This is a genomic window from Corynebacterium sp. HMSC065H09, assembly GCF_001812845.1.
Taxonomy (GTDB): Bacteria; Actinomycetota; Actinomycetes; order Mycobacteriales; family Mycobacteriaceae; genus Corynebacterium; species Corynebacterium jeikeium_D.
This window is the reverse complement of record NZ_KV810606.1, coordinates 194,745-220,107: the sequence shown is the minus strand read 5'-3', so window position 1 is coordinate 220,107 and position 25,363 is coordinate 194,745. Positions and strand designations below refer to the sequence as shown.

Here is a 25,363-nt window from a genome sequence, read left to right as displayed (position 1 = left end):
GCCCAATGCTGGGCGAGGCATTCGGCCAGACGCTCTACATGGTCTGTGTCGCCATGCTGATTGGTGGTGTTGCAGGTCTGGCAATCGGCGTGCTGCTCTACACCACCCGCGACGGTGGCGTGTTGCGCAACAAGTTTGTCTACCAGGTCCTCAATGTCCTGATTAACTTTGTTCGCCCAATCCCGTTCATCATCTTGGTTACGGCCATCGGCCCACTGACAAAGAACGTGGTCGGCACCACGATCGGCACCGAAGCCGCGGTGTTCGTCATGTCGATTGCCGCCACATTCGCCATCGCGCGACTGGTGGAGCAGAACTTGATGTCCATCGACCCCGGCGTGATTGAGGCCGCCCGTGCGATGGGCGCAAGTCCGTGGCGCATCATCCGTACGGTCGTCGTGCCGGAGGCACTGGGCCCACTGGTACTTGGCTACACCTTCGCATTCATCGCCGTGGTCGACATGTCGGCTATGGCCGGCTACATCGGCGGCGGCGGACTGGGCAACTTCGCAATCACCTACGGCTACCAGGCATTCGACTGGAACGTCACTCTGGTGACAACCCTGGTCATCATCTTCATCGTCCAGTTGGCGCAGATCTTCGGCAACTGGCTCTCCAAGAAGATTATGCGCAGGTAGCCGCACACATTAGCTAGCCATTAGCTAGCGGCGGGTTACTTCGACCGCAGCCCAGCCCTTCTTTGGCCCTGGAGCATCACCGCAGGAAGACACAACACCTTCTGTGGTGATTTTCTCCAGGGCCACTTCGTATTCCACGACCTTGTCGCGGTCGCTGGGGCCGTCGTAAAGCACGACGACCGCAGTCGTACCGTCGACGTCAACGCGTGCGACGTCGTCTACGCCCCACGTATCTGCTTGACGACGCACAGCCAACTCGGCTGCCTGCCCCTGCGGGGTGTAGATACCACGGCCGCGGCAGCCCTCTGCATGCACGATGCCCCGCTGAGCGTCTTCGATAACCCCCTTGGCGTCCACCGCACTCAGACGTCCAAAGCTGTAATTCCATGGCAGCAGTACGCTAGCCGGCGCAAAGCGGTGCCCCTTAGAGTGGGAAGTTTCCCACACGACCTCTGGGTAGAGGTTGTGCATCGCCGCAGCGAGCGGGCGACCTTTAATCGCACAGCAACGATCGCGCTTACCGTGCGTACAGATGAGAAACAGTGGATGGTCTAGACGAGTGGCCCCCTCGGTGGGCTGTCCAAGCCGGATATCCAGAGTCATCAGGCCTTTAACATCGGCAACCATGCGATGTTCGAGGAAAACCTCAGAGCCATCCGCTGACTCGCAATGCGCGATATAGACGTTAACGCCATCACACGGCTGCTGGCCGATTCGGCCTGGTTTGCGAATTAGCTGCAACGCGCCACCGCGCTCAGATAACCAGGCTTCTACCTGACCGATGATCTCTGCTCCCCATACCCCGCCGTCAAAAATATCGTGAGACCAACCGAGTTGGTGCTCCAACGCAATAAAGAGCTTTCCGGCTTTTGCAGTACCGGGAAGCGGCTCAGCCATCTGAGCGGAACAGGTGGTATCAAATTTGGCCTGGCTCATACACCTAAGCGTAATTGAGTGCCTCTGCGATTGGGTCTTAGGTCGCAGCGTTCACCCCTGTTTTATTACTATTGTGCAACACTTTGACAACAAATAACTTTGACCTCGACTTTTGCAGTTCAACTTGTTGAAATTCCGCAACTGCGCACATACCGTCGGACGTATGAATACGAAATCGCTGGATGCTTCGCGCACTCGTACCCGTATCGCGGCATCCCTGTGCCTCGCATTGGGTCTAGCTCTCGGTGCCTGCTCCTCTGACTCCTCCTCAGACTCGGCTGCTGCACTGTCTATGAAAACTGACTCAACCGCTGGCACCTCCGATTTGTCGAGCAGCTCTAGCAGCTCCACTAGCTCGTCTGCGGCGGCGCAGACCACCATGGATGACGATGCTGCTCCGGAGGGCGATTTCAATAGCTCTTCTGCAGAAGCTGCTCCTTCCGATGGCGCTTACTTGGGTATTCAAGATGTCCGCGTCGGTTCCCACGACGGTTATGACCGTATTGTCTTTGAACTCACCGGCGAGGGCACACCGGGATACTTCGTCCGTTACGAGGATGTCCCAACCCAGCAGGGCTCCGGCAAGCCGATTTCTGTCGACGGCACAGCCAAGCTGGTAATCGACTTGCGGGGCATGGGCTACCCCTTTGATTTCCAGATGGAGGACTTCCCCTCTGACTCGGTCAAGCCGACATCGACGTCCGTTATTAAGGAAGTCGTCGGTGCCGGAACCTTCGAGGGGCAGACTCAGTATGTCGTCGGGCTCAAGGGAGATAAGACCCCGTTCAAGGTTTTCTCGTTGAGCAATCCGAACCGCCTGGTTATTGACTTCCAATCGAAGTAATCGGTTTGCCCACCGACGCACTCCTCCTCCACTGCGTCTCTACGCGTAAGCACCCTCGATTCTCCATGCGCCGGCATGCCCTATGAGCAACCAGGCGGCGATGGTACCGTCATTCGCTACCGCACGGATTTGTATTCTTGCCGCTCGGCGAGCCTCATCGGGTACCCACCAGCGCTCATCAATCGGCCAGGGCCCAGCCCACGATGACACGCGATATGTTGTTACTCCATGTCGCACCAGGAACGGTTCCGCCGTCATGGTCGCTCGCCCAGTTACGCCCACGGTGTGCCCATCGGCGTCGAGCACTTCCACCTCTGCATTCGCAGTCGCAGGAATAATTGCCGGATTGGGAGCAAGAACAGCTCCCGGCCATGGCTGATTAATTTCCGCGGTTTTTGTGTTTTTGGGGTTTTCTCCGAAAGCGACAAATCCCACTCTTTCGCCTGGGCCACGCCCGCCTTGCATGACTGGTTGCTGTACTGCCTCTGGCCCCAGTAACCCCTGCACACGCTCTGCAGCCCGGCGCGCTTTAGCTCGCGCATCATCACTACCGTGCCACAAATCCTGCTTTACAGTCCCGGCGGCGACCACATCCAGTGGCTCTAACTGCAGCTCTACGATTCCGCGGCTATCATCTCCGTCATTTTCCTCAGCGCAGCCAACAACTCCAGCACCAGTGTCGCTGTTCCCTCGTGGCTGCTGCCGATTCCTGTTATTCAGCCAGCCATCGAGCTGCCACCGAACTCTGTCAGCCGTAGTCTGTTCTGCCAGTGGCTCAGTGCAGCGCCATACTCTGCGCACCTCTGAGCCGTCACTAAACTGCGCCACCACCGCTAAGCGGTAACACGAATACCCATGGTTAAAAAGCTGTTCATGCAGTTGCCCAGCTAGAAAACGCGCCACGAATGAGGCCTCGTCCACTCTCCGGAGTGGACTCTCCCAAGACTGGTAGCTCGCAGCCAATCCTGGTGGCAAAGATCGCGGCGCTACCAACCGCACTTCCCCCCGACAGGCCAAATCATGCCATCTAGCCCCCTGCGCCCCAAACCTGTTGGCTATATCCCGCTTCGGCAACGCAGCGACATCTCCCAATGTGCGCAGACCGAGTTCCTGCCACGACTTCGCAAGCTCTGCGGGCATCTCCAGTGCACTTTCCGCCCTCAGCTCCACCAGAGAGATTCCCTGCCGAAATCTTTGGCCTTCATCCTCCCCGGGAGCTACCAGCACTCCCCTGCGCGCTGCCAAAATAGCCGTCACAATATCGTCTGCGAGTCCCAAGCTGCAGTCCACGCCCGGTACCGCAGCGGCATCAAGCAGCTTTTCCAAGGCCACATCCTGTCCGCCGTAATAACGCATTACCCCTCGCGCTGCCACAACCGCCAAGCCTGGCCGTAGAGCTTCGACACCAGCTGCCACCGCCTCCAACCGTTGCAGCACGGATTCGAATTCCGCAGCGTCGCGCACCGCACTTTCCTCGACAACCTCCAGTTCCGGGCACAACGCTTCCGCATGGCGACGACTTTGCCCGCGCCGCACCCCTGCACGGCGCGCACTTGGAGAACAAGCAGCGACTCCGCTATCACCCACAATTGCAACTGGACTGAGCGGATTAGCCTGCGACGTCACAGATGCTAGATGCGCTGCCTGCACTGGCCAATCAGGAAGCCATAGCGCCACCACACGGCTCGATTCCGCCGCTGCCATTAGGACCTCCTCTGTGCGGGAAAGGCGACCACATTGTTCTGTTCCACCTGTTCCCCCACCCGCCAACGGCACTGCCTCCGCGGAAACCGCGTCCCCGACACACTGACGTGGTAATCCACTGCCCGAATCCGGCCATAACCAGTACCAATCCCGGAAACACCAGCAACAGAGCTGGAAATTTCCGACTCAGCGCCCGGCCACTGCTGCCCGACAAAAACCAGAGCACAACCACTCGTGCGCAGTCGTGCCTGCAGCGGACGTGCCTGCGACGGCGGCGGAGTGCGTGCCAACGAAGCCACCACCAAGTCAACGCCGTCCGCCAACAGCCCAATTACTTCAAGTGGCTGCATTCCAGGATCTGGCACACAGACAATGTTCGATAGCTTCCCGCCCAACTCCACCACGGAGAGCAACCCCTGCTCGGAGAGCCCAACTAGCGCAACATGACCTGTCTTCGTAACTTCCGCGATTAGGCCTGCCAATACCGCACCGGGCTGTTCAATGACACTGACAGCCCCTTTTCGCACTGCTCCCGCCAACGTATTTTCCAACGCCACCGGCACCGGCAGCGCCTCACCGAGCCCAAAGGTTGCACCAGTTGCAGTCCCACCAGACTGGGCTGCCATCGCCTGCCGCAATGCCGCAATAGTCTGCTCCCTAGACTGCCCCGCAGCAATATTGACCGCCGTTGTCACTTCTTGTTCCACCTCATCTCACTGCCATGCTCACCACGAACCCTGCTCGAATATTCTTTCCCAACAAGCGGATTAAACACTACCTTAAATAGCACGTACGTTCGATATTAATGTGCGAAGAAAAGCGCCGCACACCACCGCGCGACGCTCTAACCTCAGCCGAACACTACATTGCGTAATGCTTACGCCTTCACATCCAGGACTACATCGAATTCGAGCAAATCAGCCGACGACGACACCGGCTTGCGCTTTTCGCCCTCATGCGATGCCTTGAACGCACGGCCCTCACGCCACCCCTGGTAGGCCTCCTCGCTCTCCCACTCAGTGAAGACGAAGTAGCGGCTCTCCCCTGCGGTTGGACGCAGCAGCTGGAAACCAATAAAACCCGGGACATCGGTCATTTTCGAAGAGTTAGCGGAAAAGCGACGTTCGAGCTCTTCTCCCGCACCCTCAGGAACGGTAATAGCGTTAATTTTTACAATGCTCATGGTCATAACACTAGCCACACGACTCTCAACAATCTATAGTTCCACCGCTACTAAACTTAAGAAGTATGACTGAATGCAGCCGACGCCAACACTCTTCAGGGCCTTACCAAGACGCAACTCAACGCACGACAAAATTTATCAATAACCCCGTGCGGCTGGGGACGGCGATTGGCGTCATCACCGCAGTGATTACGCTGCTCGCGCTGCTTAACGCCCATATCATCGGCGCCATTGGCTGGTGGATCCTGATTGCGCTTCTACTCGCACTCATTGGCATCACCATTTTCCCGCGCCACGCAAAAACACCCACCAAAGAAACTCGGCCCTCCTACTTCGCAGAGCCAATGCGTGAGTCACCAAACGACATCTCGTGGAATAGCAGTATAAGCGTGCTGCTCATCTTCCCCGGAGCATGGATCATTGCCGCCGTCGCCGAACGAATCTCCTCTACACCGGTCGCTTGCATCGTGACCCTAGTTCTGGCCGTCATCACCGCTACCTGCGCAATCCTGCCGCGGCAATTCGGATTCCTCCCCCTCGCTGCACACCTTCCTGACAATTTCGCCCAGCGTTGCCCCTACCCTGCCGACTCACCAGAGGCCCGCATCCTCGCAGTCCTCTTCATCGCGCGTCTACGCGACGGCTACGTCTTCTTCACCGACCAGCTCCCCTATTTCGCCATGCTTGACGACGATGCCGTGAGCGCAGCCCTCCACACCCTAACCACCGATAAGCGCATCACCATCACCAAGAACAATTCGGCCCTGACGGAAAAGGGCCGTGCCCGCGAGTTTGCACAACTCACAGACACGGCCCTCGCCAACTAGTGGCTTACTCCCACTCAATGGTTCCCGGTGGTTTGGAGGTCACATCCAGGACCACTCGGTTGACCTCTGGCACCTCGTTGGTAATACGGGTGGAGATTTTCTCCAGCGTATCGTAGGGAACACGAGTCCAGTCAGCGGTCATCGCATCCTCAGAGGAAACCGGGCGCAGCACGATTGGGTGGCCATAAGTACGACCATCACCCTGGACACCAACCGAGCGGACGTCGGCAAGCAGGACGACCGGGCACTGCCAGACAACCTCGTCCATACCTGCGGCCGTCATTTCCTCGCGTGCAATGGCGTCGGCGCGACGGAGGGTATCCAGACGCTCCTCATCGACAGCGCCGATGATGCGGATACCAAGACCCGGGCCCGGGAACGGCTGGCGAGCGACGATTTCTTCCGGCAGCCCCAGTTCGCGGCCGACCGCACGGACCTCGTCCTTGAACAGCAGGCGCAGCGGCTCAACGAGGGTGAACTCAACGTCATCCGGCAGACCGCCGACGTTGTGGTGGCTCTTAATGTTGGCGGTACCAGAACCGCCACCGGACTCAACCACATCCGGGTACAGGGTGCCCTGGACCAGGAAGTCCACGGTCTCGCCCTCCGGAGCGCCCTCCAGCGCCTGTGCGACAGCGCGCTCGAAGGAGCGGATGAACTCACGGCCGATGGTCTTACGTTTGGTCTCCGGATCGGTGATATCAGCCAGAGCATCCAGGAAGACCCTGGAATCGTCGACGGTAATCAGCTTCGCACCAGTTGCGGCAACGAAATCCTTCTCAACCTGCTCGCGCTCGCCCTGGCGCAGCAGCCCATGGTCGACGAAGACACAGGTCAGACGGTCACCAATAGCGCGTTGCACAAGTGCGGCGGCAACTGCGGAGTCAACGCCGCCAGACAGACCGCAAATTGCGCGACCGGTCTCACCGACCTGATTACGGACCTGCTCAATCAGCTCTTCCGCGATGTTAGCGGCAGTCCAGTCCGGCTCCAGGCCAGCAATCTCATACAGGAACTTCTCCAGAACCTGCTGACCATACGGCGAGTGGTTGACCTCCGGGTGGTACTGCACACCGGCCATGCGCTTTTCCAAGCACTCGAAAGCCGCTACCGGAGCACCCTTGGTGGACGCCGTAACGGTGAAGCCCTCCGGTGCCTTAGACACCGCGTCACCGTGGCTCATCCACACCTCGTGTGTCTCCGGCACACAAGTGTGAGCGACACCGCCACCATCGACGACGTTCAGCTGCGTGCGGCCGTACTCACGGTCACCGGTAGCAGCAATCGTGCCGCCGAGCACCTCAGTCATCGCCTGGAAGCCGTAGCAAATACCAAACACCGGAATGCCCAGCTCAAGCCACTCTGGGTTGAGCTTCGGGGCACCTTCGGCGTAGGCACTGGACGGGCCGCCGGACAGCACCAGCGCGGCCGGGTTCTTGGCCTTAATTTCTTCGGTCGTCGCATCATGCGAGACCACTTCGGAATAAATTTTTGCCTCGCGCACACGTCGCGCGATGAGCTGCGCATACTGCGCACCGAAGTCCACGACGAGGACGGGCTTAGTCACCTGTTCAGACACGCCCTAAAGCTTATCAAGACTTACGGACTGCGGGCATACCCAGGTTCAGTGCAGCCGGAGCATCTTCCGGCACAGCCGGGTTCACCGGAGCAATCGGATCCAGGCGCACGTAGGACTCACCCTGCGCCGGACGCTGATCTTCCTCACCCTTATTCGGCCACAGCGACGTTGCACGCTCCGCATTCGCGGAAATCGACAGTGACGGGTTCACTCCCGGGTTGGCTGCCATCGCCGAACCGTCGTGAATCGAGAGCGTCGGGTAACCCCACACACGCAAGTACGGATCAACAACGCCGTTTTCGGGTGAATCCGAAATCGTTGCGCCGCCAATGAAGTGAGCTGTCAAAGGAATGTTTGCCAACTCACCGATAGTGCCCCCAGCCAGCACACGACCATTCCGACCACGTGCACTGAGCTTGTCCGCCGCACGTTGCGTAGCTTCGTTACCCGACGGAATCCACGTCGGATTCGGCTCCCCCTCGCCCTGCTTACTCATCAGGAAACGCACCGGCCCGATCTTTTGCAGGTACGTCGTAATCGAGTTGTCGCGATTCTGCATCACCAGAGAAATCACGGTGCGCTGCGACCACTTACGCAGATTCACGAGCTGCGTCAGGTAGTTAGGATGCTTTACGACGGTTCCCACAGCCTGCAACCATCGCGGAGTCCGACGACCTCCTTCGGTCATAATCATCTGCAGCATTGCGATGGCATTAGAGCCCTTACCGTAGCGCACTGGCTCGATATGGGTGTCCTCGTCTGGGAAGAATGACGAAGTGATGGCTACACCGTTAGAGAAGTCATTTTCCGGGTCCACCTTCGTACCCATCGCGCCCAAAATAGCCTCGGAGTTGGTGCGGGTCAGCTTGCCCAAAGACTTCGGCAGCAGCGGCAAGTGCCCATCGGCCTGCTGGCGGTGCAGCAAATTCTGGGTGCCCCAGGCACCGGCGGCGAGAATGACGCGCTTAGCGCTAAACTGCTGCTTGCCCTTAGCTACCCAACGGCCAGTGCGCTCAGTGTCAATAACCCAGGAGCCATCAGCCTGAGGATGCAGGCCAGTAACGGTAGTGCGGTCAAAGACCTGCGCACCGAACTTCTCCGCCAAGTAGAGGTAGTTTTTAACCAGGGTGTTCTTGGCATTGTGACGGCAACCAGTCATGCACTCACCACATTCCGTACAAGCAGTACGGTCCGGGCCAATCCCCCCGAAGTAAGGATCGGAAACTGTTTGCCCTGGCGCACCCTGTCCACCTGTCTTGGCTCCGAAGAACACACCCACCGGAGTCGAGCGGAAAGTATGGCCCACTCCCATATCTTCGGCTACCTCACGCATGACGACGTCGGCAGGCGTGTCGGATGGGTTGGTGACCACCCCGAGCATGCGAGATGCATTGTCATAGTGCGGAGTGAGTTCTGACTCCCAGTCGGTAATGTGCCCCCACTGACGGTGCTGGAAGTATTCAGTGCCCGGCTTATACAGAGTGTTTGCGTAGTTAAGAGAACCACCGCCGACGCCGGCACCAGCGAGAATCATGACATCTTTCAACATGTGCACGCGCTGGACGCCAAAGAGTCCCAGCTTGGGAGCCCACAGGTACTTGTGAAGCCGCCAGCTGGTCTTGGCAAAGTCTTTATCTTCGAACCGTCGACCAGCTTCGAGAACTGCCACTCGGTAGCCCTTTTCGGTCAACCGCAAAGCAGAAACAGAACCACCAAAACCGGAACCGACGATTACAACATCGAAATCACGTTGTTTACTCATGGGAAAAGCCACCTTCTCTAAGGGCGTAACGCTAATGCGCGGAACTCATGTTCCTAACCCTAAGCGGAGGTGGCTTTTCAGTAAGGTAGTTTTGCGAAAAAACTATCCGATTACTTTAATTAAAAACCCTTCGGACGTACCGACAGCTCAACGCGGTGGAAGGACTTCAAGTTGGTAAAGCCGCACTTTGCCATTGCGCGACGCAGGCCACCGGCGAGATTGCGGTCACCGAACGGCGAAGCGGAAGGGCCAAACAGAGCCTCTTCCAGGCTGACCAATTCCTTCTCATCGTCGACGACCGGCCACACCGCACCGCGCGGGTACTTCGGGTGTGCCGCAACAGACGGCCAGGCGTAGCCCTGCCCCGGAGCTTCGTGGACGGTTGCCAGCACACTGGACAGTGCCACAGCATCCGCACCGCAGGCGATTGCCTTGGCAATGTCACCGACGGTATCAATGCCGCCATCGGCAATGATGTGGACGTAGCGCCCCTCGGTCTCATCGAGGTAGTCCTTACGAGCAGCTGCAGCATCCGCAATAGCGGTAGCCATTGGCACATCGATACCGAGCGCATCCGGGGACGTCGTAAAGCCCGTACCGACAATCACACCAGCGGCACCTGAACGCATCAGATGCAGCGCAGTCTGGTAGTCGACAACGCCACCGGCGATAACTGGAACGTCCAGGCTGCCGATGAAGTCCTTGAGGTTTAACGGTTCACCCTGAGCCGTGACATGCTCTGCGGAAATCAGCGTGCCCTGGATAACCAACAAGTCGATGCCGGCCTTGATAGCCAGCGGAGCCAGCTCACGGGCATGCTGCGGGGAGACACGAACTGCAGTAATCGCGCCGGTTGCGCGAATCTCCTTGATGCGCTCAACCAACAGGTCAGTATCAATTGGAGCAGAGTGCAGTTCCTGCAGCTTGCGGTTCACTGCCTCGGATTCACGCTTGGTGGCGGCATTCTTTGCCAACTCCACCAGCTCGGCGATCTTGTCCTGCGCATCGGCGTGACGGGCCCAGATACCCTCGGCGTTCAGAACCGCCAAACCGCCCAGGCGAGCAAACTCAGCGACGGATTCCGGGCTGGCGATGGCATCTGTCGGATGCATCATCATCGGGAGTTCGAAATCGTAGGCGTCAATTCGCCAGGAGGTATCGACGTCCTTGGACGACCGGGTACGCCGAGTGGGAACGAGTGCAATATCGTCCAACTCGTAGGTCCGGCGTGCCTCGCGGCCAATACCGATTTCAACGATGTCGCGCATGAGCTTTCCTCACATGCCCTTTCCGTGGAATTTAACTCGACTAAGCCAGTTTAGCGCTGGTAGTAGTTCGGCGCTTCGACAGTCATCTGGATATCGTGCGGGTGCGACTCGCGCAGGCCTGCAGCGGTGATCTGGACGAACTGTGCGTCGTGCAGCTGCTCGACGGTAGCGGAACCGGTGTAGCCCATAGCTGCGCGCAGACCACCGACCAGCTGGTGAACGATGGAGTCGATACTGCCGCGGAACGGAACACGCCCCTCAATGCCTTCCGGAACCAGCTTCTCTTCGCTCTTGACATCAGCCTGGAAGTAGCGGTCCTTGGAGTAGGAGCGCTTCTCACCGGTCAGGCCGCGGCCCTGCATAGCACCCAGCGAGCCCATGCCACGGTACATCTTGTACTGCTTGCCGTTGACGAAGGTGACCTCACCCGGAGCCTCAGCGGTACCGGCCAGCATCGAACCGAGCATGACGGAGGATGCACCGGCTGCCAGAGCCTTGGCGATGTCGCCGGAGAACTGCATACCGCCATCGGCGATAATCGGAACGCCAGCCTTCTTAGCTGCGACAGAGGCTTCCATGATGGCGGTGATCTGCGGGGCGCCCACACCTGCGACAACGCGAGTGGTGCAAATCGAGCCTGGGCCGATACCGACCTTGATGGCATCTGCACCCGCGTCAATCATGGCCTGTGCAGCGCCACGGGTAGCCAGGTTGCCGCCGATAATCTGGATGTTCTCGCCGAATTCCTTCTTAACGCGGGAGACCATCTCAAGTACACCTGAGTTGTGGGCGTGAGCGGTATCAACAACGAGCACGTCTACGCCTGCGTCAGCCAATGCGTGCGCGCGCTTCCAGGAGTCCTCGCCGGTACCGATACCAGCACCGACCAGCAGACGGCCGGAACCATCCTTGGAAGCATTCGGGTACTGATCCTTCTTGACGAAGTCCTTGACGGTAATCAGACCAGTCAGGCGACCTTCGCCATCGACGATCGGCAGCTTCTCCACCTTGTGAGCGCGCAGCAGGTTCAGCGCCGCATCGCCAGACACACCCTGCTCAGCCACGACCAGCGGCATCGGGGTCATGATTTCGGAAACCTTGCGGTTCAGGTCTGCCTCAAAACGCATGTCGCGGTTGGTGCAGATACCGACCAGCTTGCCGTCCTTGTCGACGACCGGCAGGCCCGAGATGCGGTAACGAGCGCACTTGGCATCTACTTCGGCGATGGTGTCATCCGGGGAACAGGTCACCGGGTCGGACACCATGCCAGCCTCAGAGCGCTTCACAATCTCGACCTGCTGCGCCTGCTCCTCAATGGACAGGTTGCGGTGCAGGATACCCATACCGCCCTGGCGGGCCATAGCAACAGCCATGCGGGCCTCGGTGACGGTGTCCATAGCAGCGGACACAACCGGAATGTTCAGACGCAGCTCACGAGTGAGCTGCGTCGAAGTATCAACGCCGGAGGGGATAACGTCCGAAGCATCCGGCAGCAGCAGGACGTCATCGAATGTAAGGCCGACTAGTGGAATCTTGTTGGGATTGTCTCCGCCGAGGCTAATTCCCGTGGGGTTGGTCATGGACTCCTCCTGCTCCACCCTTGCCGACATCCGGCCAGGGGCGCTATCGCTTCGTGGTTGCCAAACGTTATATACAGGGTAGTCCTTCAGTGATGAAACGCGACAATTAGGCGGAGCGACAGGTGCCCGACAAGGGTTAGCCGAAAGCTAGCTGAGGGTTATTCCAAGGTGAACTAAACCCCAACTAAGTGCATCGCCAATCGACAGGATTGCCGTACAGAGCTGTTACGGTAGTGGTTGTGAACCACAACTTTTTCTCATCCATGCCGCGGGATCCGTTCGAAGGAGATCCCAATGACCCGGCAAGCTTTCTCGAGCCGGATGAGCCGTTTGCTCCACTGACAGACCAGGAACGTCGAGAGGTTCTTGAAGATCTGGCCGCAGTTCGCCTATTCCGCACCGCTTTGAGCCCAGAGGGATTACTGGGCGTCTGCATGTTGTGTGAGGACTGCGGTGACGAGCACTTTTATAACTGGGAGGTTTTGGAAAACCACTACCTGATGCTCCTGTCTGGACAGGCATCTCCGGTTCACGAGCCACAATTCGATCCAGACCCCTCCCGTTACGCCCCATGGGACTACTGCGCAGGCTTTGTCGACGGTCTGCGTTCTCGACGACCTGGCCGTTTCTAAAAATTTGGTAAGAGTTTGACGGAATTGTTTGCGTAGTATCCCGGCTGGCCTCCTTAGGTTTACCAACCGTTCATTGTTGGCCTCCACACTTGAGCTCACTGCTTCAAGAAAGCTCAATGAAGGAGACATCAATTCCGATGACGTACATCGACCACTTGCCCGGGCCCAATGCGGATTTGTGGGATTGGCAGCTGCACGGCTCTTGCCGCGGGCAGGACTCCGCGACCTTCTTCCACCCGGAAGGCGAGCGCGGACGCGCACGCAGCCTGCGTGAAGCCCGTGCGAAGGCTATCTGCCGTTCTTGCCCTGTTCTTATGCAGTGCCGTAGTCACGCACTCAAGGTTGGTGAGCCATACGGTGTCTGGGGCGGTCTCAGCGAATCTGAACGAAATGAAATCCTTCGAGCTAAGCCGGCCGCACGTGAACGCGAACTTGAACGCGTTCTAGTTACTGCCATGTAGTCCCTCTCCTCTCTCGGACTCCAGCCAGTTCACATAAAAACCAAAATGCTCCCCACCCTCAGATTGAAAGGTGGGGAGCATTTTACGTGCCAAAGGCCAGGGCACTAGCTCACTGGCAGTTAGTGAGCGTGGTCGTGCTGTGGCTCTTCTTCCGGCTTGTCCACAACAGAAGCCTCGGTGGTCAGCAGCATGCGAGCCACGGAGGTTGCGTTGACGACTGCGGAGTGAGTGACCTTGACCGGGTCAATGACGCCGGACTCAATCAGGTTCTCGTAAGTGTCAGTAGCAGCGTTGTAGCCGTTGCCGTTCTCCAGCTCACCAATGTGGTAGACAACGACAGCACCGTCCTTACCAGCATTCTCAGCAATCCAGAAAGCCGGACGGGTCAGAGCCTTGGCAACTGCACGGACACCGACTGCCTCGTCGCCCTCGAACTCGTCAGCGAATGCCTCGAGTTCACGGGAGATCTGCACCAGTACGGAACCGCCACCGGCGATGACGCCTTCCTGAGCTGCCGCACGAGCAGCGTTAATGGCATCCTCGACACGCAGCTTGCGCTCGTTGACCTCGGTCTCGGTAGCAGCGCCGACCTTAATGACAGCCACGCCGCCAGAGAGCTTCGCCAGACGCTCTTCCAGCTTCTCGCGATCCCAGTCAGAGTCAGTGCGCTCAATCTCGGCACGGATCTGGTTACGACGCTCTTCCACAGCCTCAGCGGTGCCAGCACCGTCAACTAGGACGGTCTCGTCCTTGGTAATGGTGATGCGGCGTGCGTTACCCAGCACCTCAAGTCCAACGTCCTTCAGCTGCATGCCAGTGTCAGCCGTAACGACGGTTGCACCGGTGACAACTGCCAGGTCATCCATGAACGCCTTACGACGGTCACCGAAGTACGGTGCCTTCACTGCGGCAACCTTCAAGGTCTTGCGCATAGCGTTGATGACCAGCGCGGACAGAGCCTCGCCCTCGATATCCTCAGCCATGATCAGAGTCGGCTTGCCGGACTCGGCAATCTTCTCCAGAATCGGCAGGAACTCCGGCAGGGAGGAAATCTTCTCGCGGACCAGCAGCACCTGTGCACCGTCGAGAATTGCCTGCTGAGCCTCAACGTCGGTAATGAAGTACGGCGAGAGGAAGCCCTTGTTGAAAGACACGCCCTCGGTCACGGACAGCTCGGTGGCAATCGACTGCGACTCCTCCACAGAGACGACGCCGTCCTTGCCAACCTTGTCCATGGCACCTGCAACCAGGTCACCAATTTCAGTGTCGCGCGAGGAAACGGTTGCCACCTGTGCGATGGCAGCAGAGCTGCTGACCGAGGTGGCGCGCTGCTTCAGCAGCTCAACCGCCTTGTCGGATGCAGCGTGAATACCACGGTTCAGCGAAATCGGGTTTGCGCCGGCTGCAACGTTGCGCAGCCCCTCGTGGACCAGCGCCTGTGCCAGCAGCGTTGCGGTAGTAGTACCGTCACCGGCAACGTCATTGGTCTTGACCGCAACGGACTTAACCAACTGCGCGCCGAGGTTCTCAAACGGATCCTCAACGTCGATGTCGCGGGCGATGGTCACACCATCATTGGTGACCAGCGGACCGCCGAAGGCCTTGTCCAGGACAACGTTGCGACCCTTCGGGCCAAGCGTGACCTTGACTGCGTCGGCAAGCGTGTCCACACCGCGCTTGAGGCCTTCGCGAGCCTCTTCGTTAAAAGCAATAAGCTTCGCCATGTGTGGGTACGTCCTCCCTTTAGTTCTCGATAACAGCCAGGATGTCGCGCTGCGACAGCAGCAGGTACTCTTCGCCCTGGTACTTCAGCTCAGTGCCGCCGTACTTGGAGAAGATGACGATGTCACCCTCCTTGACGTCCATAGGAATGCGGTCATCGTCATCGGCCCAACGACCCGGACCAACTGCGATAACGGTAGCTTCCTGCGGCTTCTCCTTAGCGGAGTCCGGGATAACCAGGCCAGAAGCCGTGGTGGTCTCTGCTTCGTTGATCTGGACGAGGACGCGGTCCTCCAGCGGCTTGATGTTGACGTTCGCCACGATGAATTCCTCCATACATGCGGTGATGTGATGTTCTTGTGCCGGTTGGTCTGCCGTGCACAGCCGTCGTCGCGGGTGAACAACTGTGTGTCAAACAACCTTCGTTAGCACTCTACCCCTGCAAGTGCTAACACTCAACAATAGTGAGCGCTAATGCTAATTGGTCAGCTTGTCGGGGTTACACGCCATACGACCGAACACAGTAACCGTCATTCCGTGTTCCTTGATGTACTCATCGCTAAAGCACGGGCCACCAGAACCGGTTGTGTAACGACTGTCTGGCTCCCTCCTTTGCCAGGCACCTTCGTCCCATTGGTAGACCGCCAGTCCACCACTGTTTGCGCGCCCACCCAGCGCCCACCATCCGTCACAGGCGACAATCGTAAAGTTTTCCTCCGTAGTCGGGAACGCCGATGCCTCGCAATCCCCACTAATCGGATAATCGGGCGTAGCCGTACTCGTAGTTTCCTTCTTGGCTTTCTCCGGCGACTTCACCTTCACGGTCTCCGTCGCAGTCGCAGTAACAGTGAGCTTCGGCGTTACTTCATCCTTGGCACCTGCACCAAACCATTGCTCACCTCGACCACTCACAACTAGGTAAAGCACCGCCGCTACAGCGACAATCACCACAAGCAGCAGCGCGATGACTGCCCATAGCACTCCCCGAGCACGACCGCGCTGATGTTCAACTTGCGGTGCTTGCGTTGTTTGCAGTTCACCCTGCGGCGCAAACAGCTCAGTCTGATTATGCGAATTATCGGATGGCTGAAGTTCCCACTCGCTGTAGTCTTTACTCATTTTTGGGCAAGCGCTTTCCTGTAATTGTCCTGCGATCCATGGCAGAGAAACAAGTCAAAGTCAGTTAACGAAATTTAACATGGATCCGAGGGGCAATCACTGCTTATTGCATTACAGGATCTTCCACAGGCATGGAGGGGTCGGTCGGGCAGGCGTAGCCAGAGGGCTTGACCCCCGCGGCAATGAGGTAGGCGGCAGCTGCGCCAATCATGACACCGTTGTCGGTGCACAGCTTAATCGGTGGCACGTGCAGCGTAATTCCTGCCGAGGTAGCTCGCGCCGCTGCGAGTTCACGCAACCTCGAGTTCGCAGCCACACCACCACCGAGCAGCAGCGTAGTGGCCCCCACATCCTGAGCTGCGCGAACGGCCTTCTTGGTCAATACATCGCAGACCGCCTCCTGGAAGGAAGCACAGACGTCCTCTACGGAGTATTCACGACCTTCCTTCTCTGCCGCTTCGACATAGCGGGCCACGGCGGTTTTCAAGCCGGAGAAGGAGAAGTCATGGCGCGCATCCTGCTGGCGCATCATGGCGCGAGGAAACGCGATGGCCTTGCGATTTCCCTGCTTAGCCAACTTATCGATAATCGGGCCGCCCGGGTAACCCAACCCAAGCAACCTCGAAACCTTGTCGTATGCCTCTCCGGCTGCGTCGTCAAGCGTCGATCCGAGCTCCTCCATCGGACGACCAACCCCCTGCACGCGCAGCAGCTGCGTGTGCCCGCCGGAAACCAAGAGCGCCACTGCGTTGGATAGATCCGCGCCGTCGAGAGCTCCGACAGCAACGTGGCCACCAAGGTGATTAATGCCGTAGAAAGGCACACCCCAGGCGGCGGCATAAGCCTTCGCGCCTGCCGAACCGACCAGCAGCGCACCGGCGAGACCGGGTCCCACGGTAGCGGCGACGGCATCTGGGATAAAAGTATCGATACCGAGCTTGGCAGCTGCTTGCGCGCGCGCCTCGGAGACTACTGGCTGCAGGGCTTCCAAATGAGCGCGGGAAGCAATCTCCGGGACCACACCACCGAAGCGGGCGTGCTGTTCCATGGAGGATGCGACGACGTCGGCAAGCACTTCCACCTCGGGAATGGCGGGGGCGCTGGTGTCGGTGTCGTCGTAGCGCACACGCATCACTGCAGCGCCAGTCTCATCGCAGGAACTCTCGATTGCCAGCAGGGTCAACTCGGTCATAGCAGTCATGGTACTAGCGCACCACCGGGTCACTTACCAGCGACCGAGTTTAAATTTCGAGGCGACCGAGGTTCCGCACAGCGGCACGCCAGAGAGCGTATTCCTCTGGGTAGTCATCGCGGTAGTGACGCACGGCGCGCATACCGTGCTTAATACGCTCGATTTCCTCGTCGCCGATATCCTTGCCCTCGGCGTCGACAAATACGACCGTTCCGCAAATTGCGGTGGTGGGGTCGGTAAAGAAAGCCGAGTTGCCCGTAGCAGCCTCATTGCGGCCGAGGGACGCGACCGGATTCGGTTCAGCGCCCTCAGCCTTGGCCGTCGGGTTGTAGAGAGCGGCGTAATCGGCGCCGTCTTCCTGAAACGCCACCGAAACACGGTCGGAGGAAACTCCGCCGAGGAATGTAGCAGCGGCCTCCAACTCAAATTCGACGATGCGATGCGTCAGGTCAGGGTTCACCAGAAAACCTTTAATCATGGAAACAGAGGTACCGCACCGCACCCGCTCCCGCATCTCGAGAGCGCTACCCCCACTATGGCCGCGGGATGTTGCGGAGGTTCGACCGTGCCATGTTGATCATCTGACCAACGCCGCCGCCGAAGACGGTGCGAGTAGCGGCCTTGGAGAATCCCATCAGCATGTCCCAGGTGATGTTTGCCGGGATGGACAGGGCATTCGGGTCGGTGATCATATCCACCAGCACCGGACCGTCGTATGCCAGCGCCTCTTGAATCAGGCGAGGCGCATCGGCCGGATCTTCAATTCGGATGGCCTTGATACCCAACGACTCTGCGACTCCGGCGTAGTCCACTGCGTCGTGGTCGGTCTCGTGCTCCGGCAGCCCCTGAACCAGCATTTCCAGCTTGACCATGCCGAGCGAGGAGTTGTTGAACACAAACATCTTGATGGGCAGCTGCTCCTGCTTCACGGTGATGAGCTCACCGAGCAGCATTGACAGGCCACCGTCACCGTTGAAGGTAATGACCTGACGGTCCCGGTCAGCAGCCTGCACACCAATGGCCTGCGACAGTGCATTGGCCATAGTGCCGTGACGGAAAGAACCAATCTGCTCTCGCTTGCCATTCGGCGTGACGTAGCGTGCAGCCCAGACATTGCCCATGCCGGTATCCACGGTGAAGACGGCATCGTCATCGGCGTACTTATCAATCAGGTCGGCCACATACTCCGGGTGAATCGGTCGCATGTTCTCAACGTCGTGGGTGTATGCCTCGATGACGTGGCTGAGCAGGCGCTCGTGGTTCCGCAGCTGCTTGTCCAGGAAGGAACGGTCAGTCTTTTCATCCAGGTGCGGCAGGATGGTTTCAATCGTGGCAGCCACATCGCCGACGACTGGGTACTTCACCGTGGTACGACGACCGATGGCACGACCATCGATATCGACCTGGGCGACGTTCTTGGTCGGCAGGAAGTCGTTGTACGGGAAGTCAGTACCGAGCAGAATCAACAGATCAGCATCGTTGGAGGCATCGTGGCAGGCGCCGTAGCCCAGCAGGCCGGACATGCCGACGTCATAGGGGTTGTCGTACTGGATGTACATCTTGCCACCCAGCGCATGTCCCACCGGCGACTTAATCTTCTCCGCAAGCTTGAGCACCTGTTCGCGGGCGTCCTTCACACCTGCGCCACAGAAAAGCGTGACGGTTTTAGCCTCGTTGATTGCGTCGGCAAGCGCGGCGGCCTGGCCGGCGTCAGGGAATACGACTGGGCGACCGCTGCTGATAGTGGAGGTGACGAACTCATCATTTTCCACTTCATGCGTTGTAATGTCGCCCGGCAGAACCAGCACGGAAACACCGTGGCCAGTCATGGTCGACTGGATAGCGTGATGCAAAACGACGCCACCCTGCTCAGCGGAGTTGACCATCTCGCAGTAACCGGAGCACTCGTTGAAGATGAACTCCGGATGGGTCTCCTGGAAGAAGTTCGAGCCAATCTGGCGGGAAGGAATGTGCGATGCCAGCGCCAGCACCTTTGCGCCGTTGCGGTGGGAGTCATACAGGCCCTGAATGAGGTGGGTATTACCCGGGCCACAGGAGGCCGCACACACTGCTAATTCGCCGGTGACCAGGGACTCCGCGCCGGCGGCGAAGGCGGCAGCCTCTTCGTTGCGAACGTGCACCCACTCAATGGAGGACTCGCGCACAGCGTCGACAATGGGGTTCAAACTATCTCCAACGAGTCCGAAGATTCGCTTGACACCCTGCTTCTCTAGGGTTTCTACGAGCTGTTTTGCAAAGGTTTTAGCCATGTGCCTGGTTTAACGCAGATTAGTCAATACGTCAACATCTAGCTGGCCAACTCAGGCCGACACATCGTGTACGCATCCGCCCCAGAGCCCGGATAATAGTTCTTTCGCAGCCCCATATTTTCGAAGCCATAGCGCCGATACATGGCGATTGCGGGTTCGTTATCTGTGCGAACTTCCAAAAACACCGGGCCCGAATCCTCCGCCACAGCTGCCATCAGCGCGTCCATCAGCTGCGTCCCAAAGCCCCGGCGCTGCCACTTCTTCCCCACCCCGATGGTGTGAATCTCGTACTCGGCGGCACCCGCAGGCCCCAGCTTGGTAATCCCCGCATAGCCGCACAGTTCTTCGTCCTCGTCTACATCTGCAATCAGCCCGACGTAGAAATTGTTCGGCGCGGCCAGCTCGGCCATAAAGGCCGATTCCGACCAGGGATCGTCGCCGGCAAATAGCTCCGCCTCAATCGCCGCACACGCCTTGGCCGCAGGAGGCCCGAGACGCACTAGCTTGACGACGCTCATCTCATAGCCTTCGGGACAACGGCATCCGGACGGCGCAAGTACAGCGGCACCAGTGGGCCCGGCGCGGAGTCAAAGTCGACCGCTTCAACCATGGCTGTCGGAGTGGGAAAGACTTGTTCGGCAGCAACCTCAAGCCCGGTAATTTGCTCGATGTGGCTGAGGCTGCCGCGGGCCTGGCTCGGCGCGAAGTCGGCGGCTTCTGCTGCAAGTTCTTCCTTGAGCAGCTCCATGACGTCGGCTGGCTTGGCCACTCCCGGGCCGAAAACTCGCTGGCCATCGCGGTAGGCGGCGAAGTACATCTCGCGGCGGCGGGCATCGGTGACGACCAGTTCATCGCCAACGCCACCCGCGAGCGCATCCAGGCTGCAGATGCCGTAGCAGGGAATTCCCAGAGCGTCGGCGAAGGAGGCTGCGGTGGCCATACCAACGCGCAAGCCCGTAAACGGCCCCGGCCCACAGCCGACAACCACGGCATCTAGCTCGGTTGCCGCCACCCCACTGTCAGTGAGGCACTGCTGAATCAGCGGCACCAGCACCTCGTTGTGCGCACGGGCATCCAGGTGCAGCTTTTCGGCCACGGTTTCACCATCGCGGACAATTCCCGCGGTGACCTGTGGAGTCGATGTGTCAACGGCCAAAATGTTCATACTCAGTAACCTACTTGAACCGACTTGGAGCTACTTGCTCCACTTCCAGGTGACGACGCGGGCATCGTCGTCACGCGAACGATCGATACTCACCTGTAGATAGCGCTCGGAGAGCACCTCGGCGAGCCCCATTCCCCACTCGGCGACCACGACGCTGTCCTCGAGGTCGGTATCCAAATCGAGCGAGTCCAGCGCATCGAAGGCCTCGCCATCGGAGCCGGGGCCCTCTTCGCCAAAGAGTCGATAGGCGTCGACGTGGATGAGGGTGACGCCGTCGGTTGCAAGCGGACGGTGCTCGCGGGCGATTGTGAACGTCGGCGACGTCACGCGACCGCGCACGTTCATGCCACGGGCGATGCCCTGCGTGAGGGTCGTTTTGCCCGCGCCGAGTGGGCCATCGAGAATCACCAGATCCCCAGCTGCCAACTCCCGGCCAATCTCCTCGCCGAGGTCACGCATGTCCTCTGCGGTTGGCGCGAGCCGGCTGCGCACCCACTTTCGCTCGCTACGCCCCTTCGGTGCGGTGAGGATTTCGTAGTTAATGGTGCCGGATGCCTCCGCGAGGTCATCGAGACCGGGCTCCCCCAGTGTGGGATCACCGACGATAACCGCAGTGTCGCCGGCCTCGACTTCGGTGTCGGGCCCCAGGTCGACGACGAATTGATCCATACACACGCGCCCTACCTGCGGATAGCGCGTGCCATTGATGCTGACCTCGAAATGCCCGGAGGCCGAGCGCATCATACCGTCGGCGTAGCCACAGGGCACGATGCCGATGGTGGTATCGCGGTCAGCTGTCCACGTCTGTCCGTAGGACACCGACTGCCCCGCCGGCAGCTTCTTGACCAATATGACCGACGCTTCCCACCTCATCGCCGGACGCAATCCATGGGTGATCCCCACAATTGGCTCGCCACCATAAATCGCCAGCCCTGGACGCACCATATCGAAGGCCAGGTCAGGACGTGACAACGATGCCGGCGAATTCGCCGCATGGTTAATCAGCTCGTCCAGCCCCGCCTCACGCAGTGCCGCAATCGCAGCACGGAAATTCTGCGCCTGCTTATCGACGCTCTCGTGGCCCGGCTCATCCGCGCACGCAAAGTGCGTGAAAGTACCGGTGACGTTCAGAGCACCGGTCTTGTGCAGCTCGACCAGCTGAGCGACCGCATGCTCAAAGTCCCCATTGGCCATAGAGAATCCCGAGCGGCCCAAACCCGTATCGACCATCACCGTCACACGTGGTGTCACCGACAGCGCCCGCCCGGCATTGGCCACGGCCAGCGCATGAGCCATCGACGGCAGACCGAGGTCAATATCTGCAGCCACAGCTCGCTGCACCAATGAGGTGGCCGCTGCGTCCCAGATCCAGGCGAGGATGGGGATGGCGTGGCCGTCGTCAAGCGTGGCGCGGAGTTCCTCGCGGAGGGAGAGCGCCTCGTCGATTGTTGCGACACCGAGCTGCGTTGCCCCGCCGGCCAGCGCGGCACGCGCGGTCTGCAGCGCACCCTGCGAGTAGCCGTCCGCCTTGACGACGGCCATGAATTCCGACACCCCTGCGATGGCCTTGACGGTCTTCACATTGTGGGTGATCGCGTCGAGATTAACAGTATGGGTCAGGATGGCTGGTGCCGAGGAAGTCATAGCCGTATTTTGCCACTGCTGCCTTCGTTGGTGAACCATGCGGTGGCATCTCGGATGGATTCGGCGATGTCCTGGGCGCTGCAGGGTGCTGGTCCGAACTCTGTCTGCGCGGCCAAAAATGCGGCGCGCGCATGAATAATTGCTGGTAGATAGAGGGATTCGCCACGCGCTACCCAGGCGCCGAGGAGCCCGGACAGTACATCGCCGGAGCCCGGCGTGGCTGCCCAGGAGCTACCCGCGTCAACCACGACTGTGCGCTGCGTTGTCGGATTGACCATCACAGTGCGGCGTCCCTTGAGCAACACTTCGGAGGAGAACTGCTCGGCAAGTTCACGCGCATCTGCGATGGGGTTAGTGACCTCGTGCCCGGTCAGGCGCTCGAATTCACCGGCGTGCGGCGTGAGAACAGTGCGCAGGTTGCGCTCCTGGCCGCGCTCACGAACGAGCTGTCGGATGTCCTCATGCTTCGACAGCAGTGTCAGTGCGTCAGCGTCGATGACCACTGGTTTGTCAGTGGCCAGAATGTCTCGCAGTTCCTCGGCGGCTTTCTCATCAGTGCCCCGACCGGGACCGACGACCCAGGCATCGACGCGTACCTCTTTGCGATCCACCGAGTCCTGCTGCGCAATGACCGTCGGCAAGGCTGCGGTGATGCGGTTGCGTGCGGCCGCGTCGCCGACATAGATGACCGCGGGACTGGTCGCATGCACGGCAGCGGTGGCGCACAGCTGACCTGCGCCGGGATACGCCTCGCTACCGGCGGCGATTCCTGTAACTCCAGTGGAGTACTTGTGGTCTGCAGCACCGGGTTCGAGCGGGGTCATCGCGCCAAGTGGTGCCGGAAAGCTCCCGCCTAGGGCTTCGTAGAACTCCACGGTCGGAGTCTGGTGGTGGACGGCATTGTAGGTACCGTTTTCATAGAGCGTCTGCCCCAGTCCTGGAAGTTCGAGGGAGAAGGAGTCGAGGGAAATTTCATGTAATTCGACGGTGCCACAGGATTCGGACAGCGAGTGCGCGTAGCGCAGACCGCCGAAAGTCACCGTTGTCGTGGCCTCGACGTGGGATGGCAGGTACGGGTTCTGTCTCTCCTCCAAATCAGGGTCTGGATTGATGGTCTGGGCAGGCGGGTCAAAAGTACGCCCAGTATCGGCTTCTACGCCGCTCGGCACATCAACCGCGAGAATGGGAACTTTGCCCAACCGCGCTTCGCGCACCAACCACGCGGCCTCTTCACGCAGCGCGCCGTGACCTCCGAGCCCCACGATGCCGTCGATGATCAGTGCGTAGTCTTCACTAATCGACCACAGAATCTTCGATAAATCCGTCTCCCGGTCACACCCCAACGGCAGCACCCGCCCGCCTGCGAGCTCAAAAGCTTCCAGTGCCCGCTCGTGTGGCTTCGAGCCCAGCAAAACCGCATCCACGCCATGCCCATCCGAGGACAAGTTTCGGCCAGCATAGAGTGCATCGCCACCATTGCCTCCCGATCCAACCAACAGCAGCACACGACCGCGACCAGGCTCCGGAGATGCCTCTGAGAGCATCCGCTCCGCCACCTCCGACACAGCGGCGGCTGCGTGGCGCATGAGTTCGTCGTCACGCGTTTGTGCGTCCAGATAGGGCTGTTCCGCGGCGCGAATCTCGGCAGCTGTGTAGCAGTACGTCATAACCCCAGCCTACGATTAGCCCCTATGGATGACTACTCCCCGAGCACGCGAGTTTTCGGCCCTCTACTGCGCGCCTTTCCGCAGGCATACCTGCGCTCGTTGCATCATCCCGAATGGATCCCCCACGGCGTGCAGGACGTTCGCGAAATCCTCGACGGCAAAGTCACTCCTGAACTGGACAGATACAACGGTCGCACACCAATTGTCCTGGTTCACGGCACCTGGATGAACTCGTTCAACTCCTTCGCCATGTTGGGGCCGTTCCTCGCCCGGAATCGCCCCGTATTCTCACTCGATTACGGCTCCGACCCCGCCGCGCTGGTCAGCCGTCTCCGTAGCGTCAAAGCCACCACCGATTTGAGCGATGCGCTCGCTGAAGTCACCGACCTTCTCGACCGCTTCCGTGCCCACCTCTCCCTACCCCGCATCGACCTCATCGGTCATTCCCAGGGCGGTCTACACTGCCGCAGCTACGCCAACGCGAGCATCGATTCGCTTTACGACGAAGCTCTGAACCGTGGCCTCAACGAAGAAGCAGCCGAGCAGTACGCCTCCGACAACAGCCCCGTGCGGGCAGTCATCTCTCTTGCGGGAAACCACCGAGGCACTACTGCGTGGGGCATGCGCCGAAGGCTCAGTGCCCTTGAGCGATGCGGCCTACCGATGCACAAACTCGTCGACCGCCTTGTCGGCCGTGCCTGCATTCAACAGCTGCTGGACTCTGACTACATTGCGACTCTGAACCGCGCAGCGCGTGGCATTACCCGACGTGGTCCGCACTACCTGAATATCGGCACCCCTTTTGACACCGTGGTTCGCCCGTGGACCGGCGCCTTTTTGCCCGAACAAGAGGGTCACCACATTACGAACGTCAACAATGCCACTGGCGGTGGCGACTGGTCTGATCACCTCGCACTGCTCTACTCCCCCAATACGCTCGAACGCATTCACGAGTTCTTGGAGGAACTGGATGGCGCTGAAGCTGGTAATGTCCCGCATCATCCGCGACAGCGAGTCCTGCCTATGTACGGCGCCCTGCCGAGGGGCCTCGGACGGAGGAGGCTCGGACGGAGGGACCGGATCTAATTCAGCACAGAATTTTAGAACGTATTTCCAGAATTCTATTGACAGTTTTTCAAACAGGTGTACGATTTGGGTTGTAGGGAAAAT

General features: G+C 59.4%; 24 protein-coding genes. 6 read left to right on the top strand and 18 right to left on the bottom strand.

The annotated features are described in order from the left end of the window. Positions 1–5 precede the first annotated feature (5 nt). A complete protein-coding gene (locus HMPREF2878_RS10880; RefSeq protein WP_224433327.1) occupies positions 6–638 on the top strand; it encodes a methionine ABC transporter permease in 633 nt (210 codons plus the stop codon). Positions 639–662: 24 nt separating this feature from the next. Here HMPREF2878_RS10880 and HMPREF2878_RS10875 read toward each other — a convergent pair whose 3' ends face one another. Beyond that, positions 663–1,574 (bottom strand): sucrase ferredoxin, encoded by a 912-nt coding sequence (locus HMPREF2878_RS10875; protein WP_070595944.1) that lies wholly within the window; start codon positions 1,572–1,574, stop codon positions 663–665. A 163-nt stretch (positions 1,575–1,737) separates the two neighbouring features. Here HMPREF2878_RS10875 and HMPREF2878_RS10870 point away from each other — a divergent pair, with 163 nt between their 5' ends. Next, positions 1,738–2,418, top strand: a complete 681-nt coding sequence (locus tag HMPREF2878_RS10870; protein WP_049190345.1) for an AMIN-like domain-containing (lipo)protein — start codon at positions 1,738–1,740, stop codon at positions 2,416–2,418. A 39-nt stretch (positions 2,419–2,457) separates the two neighbouring features. Here HMPREF2878_RS10870 and HMPREF2878_RS10865 read toward each other — a convergent pair whose 3' ends face one another. The 3 genes from HMPREF2878_RS10865 to HMPREF2878_RS10855 form a co-directional block, all read right to left on the bottom strand. Then, positions 2,458–4,122 carry a Y-family DNA polymerase gene (locus tag HMPREF2878_RS10865; RefSeq protein ID WP_070595943.1) on the bottom strand — a complete coding sequence of 555 codons (1,665 nt, stop codon included), beginning with the start codon at positions 4,120–4,122 and terminating at the stop codon, positions 2,458–2,460. Beyond that, a complete protein-coding gene (locus HMPREF2878_RS10860) occupies positions 4,122–4,817 on the bottom strand; it encodes a hypothetical protein (protein WP_070595978.1) in 696 nt (231 codons plus the stop codon). Before HMPREF2878_RS10860 ends, HMPREF2878_RS10865 begins: the two co-directional genes overlap by 1 nt. A gap of 182 nt (positions 4,818–4,999) precedes the next feature. Next, positions 5,000–5,305 (bottom strand): antibiotic biosynthesis monooxygenase family protein, encoded by a 306-nt coding sequence (locus HMPREF2878_RS10855; protein ID WP_038629377.1) that lies wholly within the window; start codon positions 5,303–5,305, stop codon positions 5,000–5,002. A gap of 65 nt (positions 5,306–5,370) precedes the next feature. Between HMPREF2878_RS10855 and HMPREF2878_RS10850 the strand changes: the two genes are divergently transcribed. Next, positions 5,371–6,132, top strand: coding sequence for a hypothetical protein (locus tag HMPREF2878_RS10850; protein WP_070595942.1), 762 nt, complete (start codon positions 5,371–5,373; stop codon positions 6,130–6,132). Between the two features lie 4 nt (positions 6,133–6,136). Here HMPREF2878_RS10850 and guaA read toward each other — a convergent pair whose 3' ends face one another. The 4 genes from guaA to guaB all read right to left on the bottom strand — a co-directional run bounded on the left by guaA (position 6,137) and on the right by guaB (position 12,321). Continuing rightward, complete coding sequence (guaA, locus tag HMPREF2878_RS10845) at positions 6,137–7,711, bottom strand: glutamine-hydrolyzing GMP synthase (RefSeq protein WP_070595941.1); 1,575 nt, start codon at positions 7,709–7,711, stop codon at positions 6,137–6,139. Between the two features lie 13 nt (positions 7,712–7,724). Continuing rightward, entirely contained in the window at positions 7,725–9,473 is a 1,749-nt protein-coding gene (locus tag HMPREF2878_RS10840; RefSeq protein ID WP_049169947.1) for an FAD-dependent oxidoreductase, read from the bottom strand. 119 nt (positions 9,474–9,592) lie between these two features. Further along, positions 9,593–10,741, bottom strand: a complete 1,149-nt coding sequence (locus HMPREF2878_RS10835) for a GuaB3 family IMP dehydrogenase-related protein (RefSeq protein WP_016422120.1) — start codon at positions 10,739–10,741, stop codon at positions 9,593–9,595. A 50-nt stretch (positions 10,742–10,791) separates the two neighbouring features. After that, positions 10,792–12,321, bottom strand: a complete 1,530-nt coding sequence (guaB, locus tag HMPREF2878_RS10830) for an IMP dehydrogenase (protein ID WP_016422119.1) — start codon at positions 12,319–12,321, stop codon at positions 10,792–10,794. Between the two features lie 263 nt (positions 12,322–12,584). Here guaB and HMPREF2878_RS10825 point away from each other — a divergent pair, with 263 nt between their 5' ends. Together HMPREF2878_RS10825 and HMPREF2878_RS10820 are read left to right on the top strand one after the other, a co-directional pair. Further along, positions 12,585–12,953, top strand: coding sequence for a DUF5319 domain-containing protein (locus HMPREF2878_RS10825; protein ID WP_038629374.1), 369 nt, complete (start codon positions 12,585–12,587; stop codon positions 12,951–12,953). Positions 12,954–13,090: 137 nt separating this feature from the next. Then, entirely contained in the window at positions 13,091–13,414 is a 324-nt protein-coding gene (locus HMPREF2878_RS10820; RefSeq protein WP_016422117.1) for a WhiB family transcriptional regulator, read from the top strand. Between the two features lie 119 nt (positions 13,415–13,533). Here HMPREF2878_RS10820 and groL read toward each other — a convergent pair whose 3' ends face one another. The 10 genes from groL to HMPREF2878_RS10770 all read right to left on the bottom strand — a co-directional run bounded on the left by groL (position 13,534) and on the right by HMPREF2878_RS10770 (position 24,193). Further along, entirely contained in the window at positions 13,534–15,138 is a 1,605-nt protein-coding gene (groL, locus tag HMPREF2878_RS10815) for a chaperonin GroEL (RefSeq protein WP_016422116.1), read from the bottom strand. A gap of 19 nt (positions 15,139–15,157) precedes the next feature. Then, a complete protein-coding gene (gene groES / locus HMPREF2878_RS10810; protein ID WP_005510054.1) occupies positions 15,158–15,457 on the bottom strand; it encodes a co-chaperone GroES in 300 nt (99 codons plus the stop codon). Between the two features lie 156 nt (positions 15,458–15,613). Continuing rightward, positions 15,614–16,255 carry a hypothetical protein gene (locus tag HMPREF2878_RS10805; protein WP_049169953.1) on the bottom strand — a complete coding sequence of 214 codons (642 nt, stop codon included), beginning with the start codon at positions 16,253–16,255 and terminating at the stop codon, positions 15,614–15,616. A gap of 103 nt (positions 16,256–16,358) precedes the next feature. Continuing rightward, complete coding sequence (tsaD, locus tag HMPREF2878_RS10800; protein ID WP_049170057.1) at positions 16,359–17,438, bottom strand: tRNA (adenosine(37)-N6)-threonylcarbamoyltransferase complex transferase subunit TsaD; 1,080 nt, start codon at positions 17,436–17,438, stop codon at positions 16,359–16,361. Between the two features lie 58 nt (positions 17,439–17,496). Then, the gene (locus HMPREF2878_RS10795) at positions 17,497–17,925 is read right to left on the bottom strand and encodes a hypothetical protein (RefSeq protein WP_042388422.1); all 429 of its coding nucleotides are present in this window, start codon (positions 17,923–17,925) and stop codon (positions 17,497–17,499) included. A 55-nt stretch (positions 17,926–17,980) separates the two neighbouring features. Then, positions 17,981–19,717 carry a pyruvate dehydrogenase gene (locus tag HMPREF2878_RS10790; RefSeq protein ID WP_016422112.1) on the bottom strand — a complete coding sequence of 579 codons (1,737 nt, stop codon included), beginning with the start codon at positions 19,715–19,717 and terminating at the stop codon, positions 17,981–17,983. Positions 19,718–19,755: 38 nt separating this feature from the next. Next, entirely contained in the window at positions 19,756–20,235 is a 480-nt protein-coding gene (rimI, locus tag HMPREF2878_RS10785; RefSeq protein WP_016422111.1) for a ribosomal protein S18-alanine N-acetyltransferase, read from the bottom strand. Further along, entirely contained in the window at positions 20,232–20,882 is a 651-nt protein-coding gene (gene tsaB, locus HMPREF2878_RS10780) for a tRNA (adenosine(37)-N6)-threonylcarbamoyltransferase complex dimerization subunit type 1 TsaB (RefSeq protein ID WP_070653471.1), read from the bottom strand. Before tsaB ends, rimI begins: the two co-directional genes overlap by 4 nt. Positions 20,883–20,912: 30 nt before the next feature. Continuing rightward, positions 20,913–22,526, bottom strand: coding sequence for an alanine racemase (alr, locus tag HMPREF2878_RS10775; RefSeq protein ID WP_070653470.1), 1,614 nt, complete (start codon positions 22,524–22,526; stop codon positions 20,913–20,915). After that, positions 22,523–24,193 carry an NAD(P)H-hydrate dehydratase gene (locus HMPREF2878_RS10770; protein ID WP_070653469.1) on the bottom strand — a complete coding sequence of 557 codons (1,671 nt, stop codon included), beginning with the start codon at positions 24,191–24,193 and terminating at the stop codon, positions 22,523–22,525. The genes alr and HMPREF2878_RS10770 overlap by 4 nt, the downstream gene beginning before the upstream one ends. Positions 24,194–24,217: 24 nt before the next feature. Between HMPREF2878_RS10770 and HMPREF2878_RS10765 the strand changes: the two genes are divergently transcribed. Continuing rightward, a complete protein-coding gene (locus tag HMPREF2878_RS10765) occupies positions 24,218–25,279 on the top strand; it encodes an esterase/lipase family protein (RefSeq protein WP_070653468.1) in 1,062 nt (353 codons plus the stop codon). Positions 25,280–25,363: the final 84 nt, after the last annotated feature.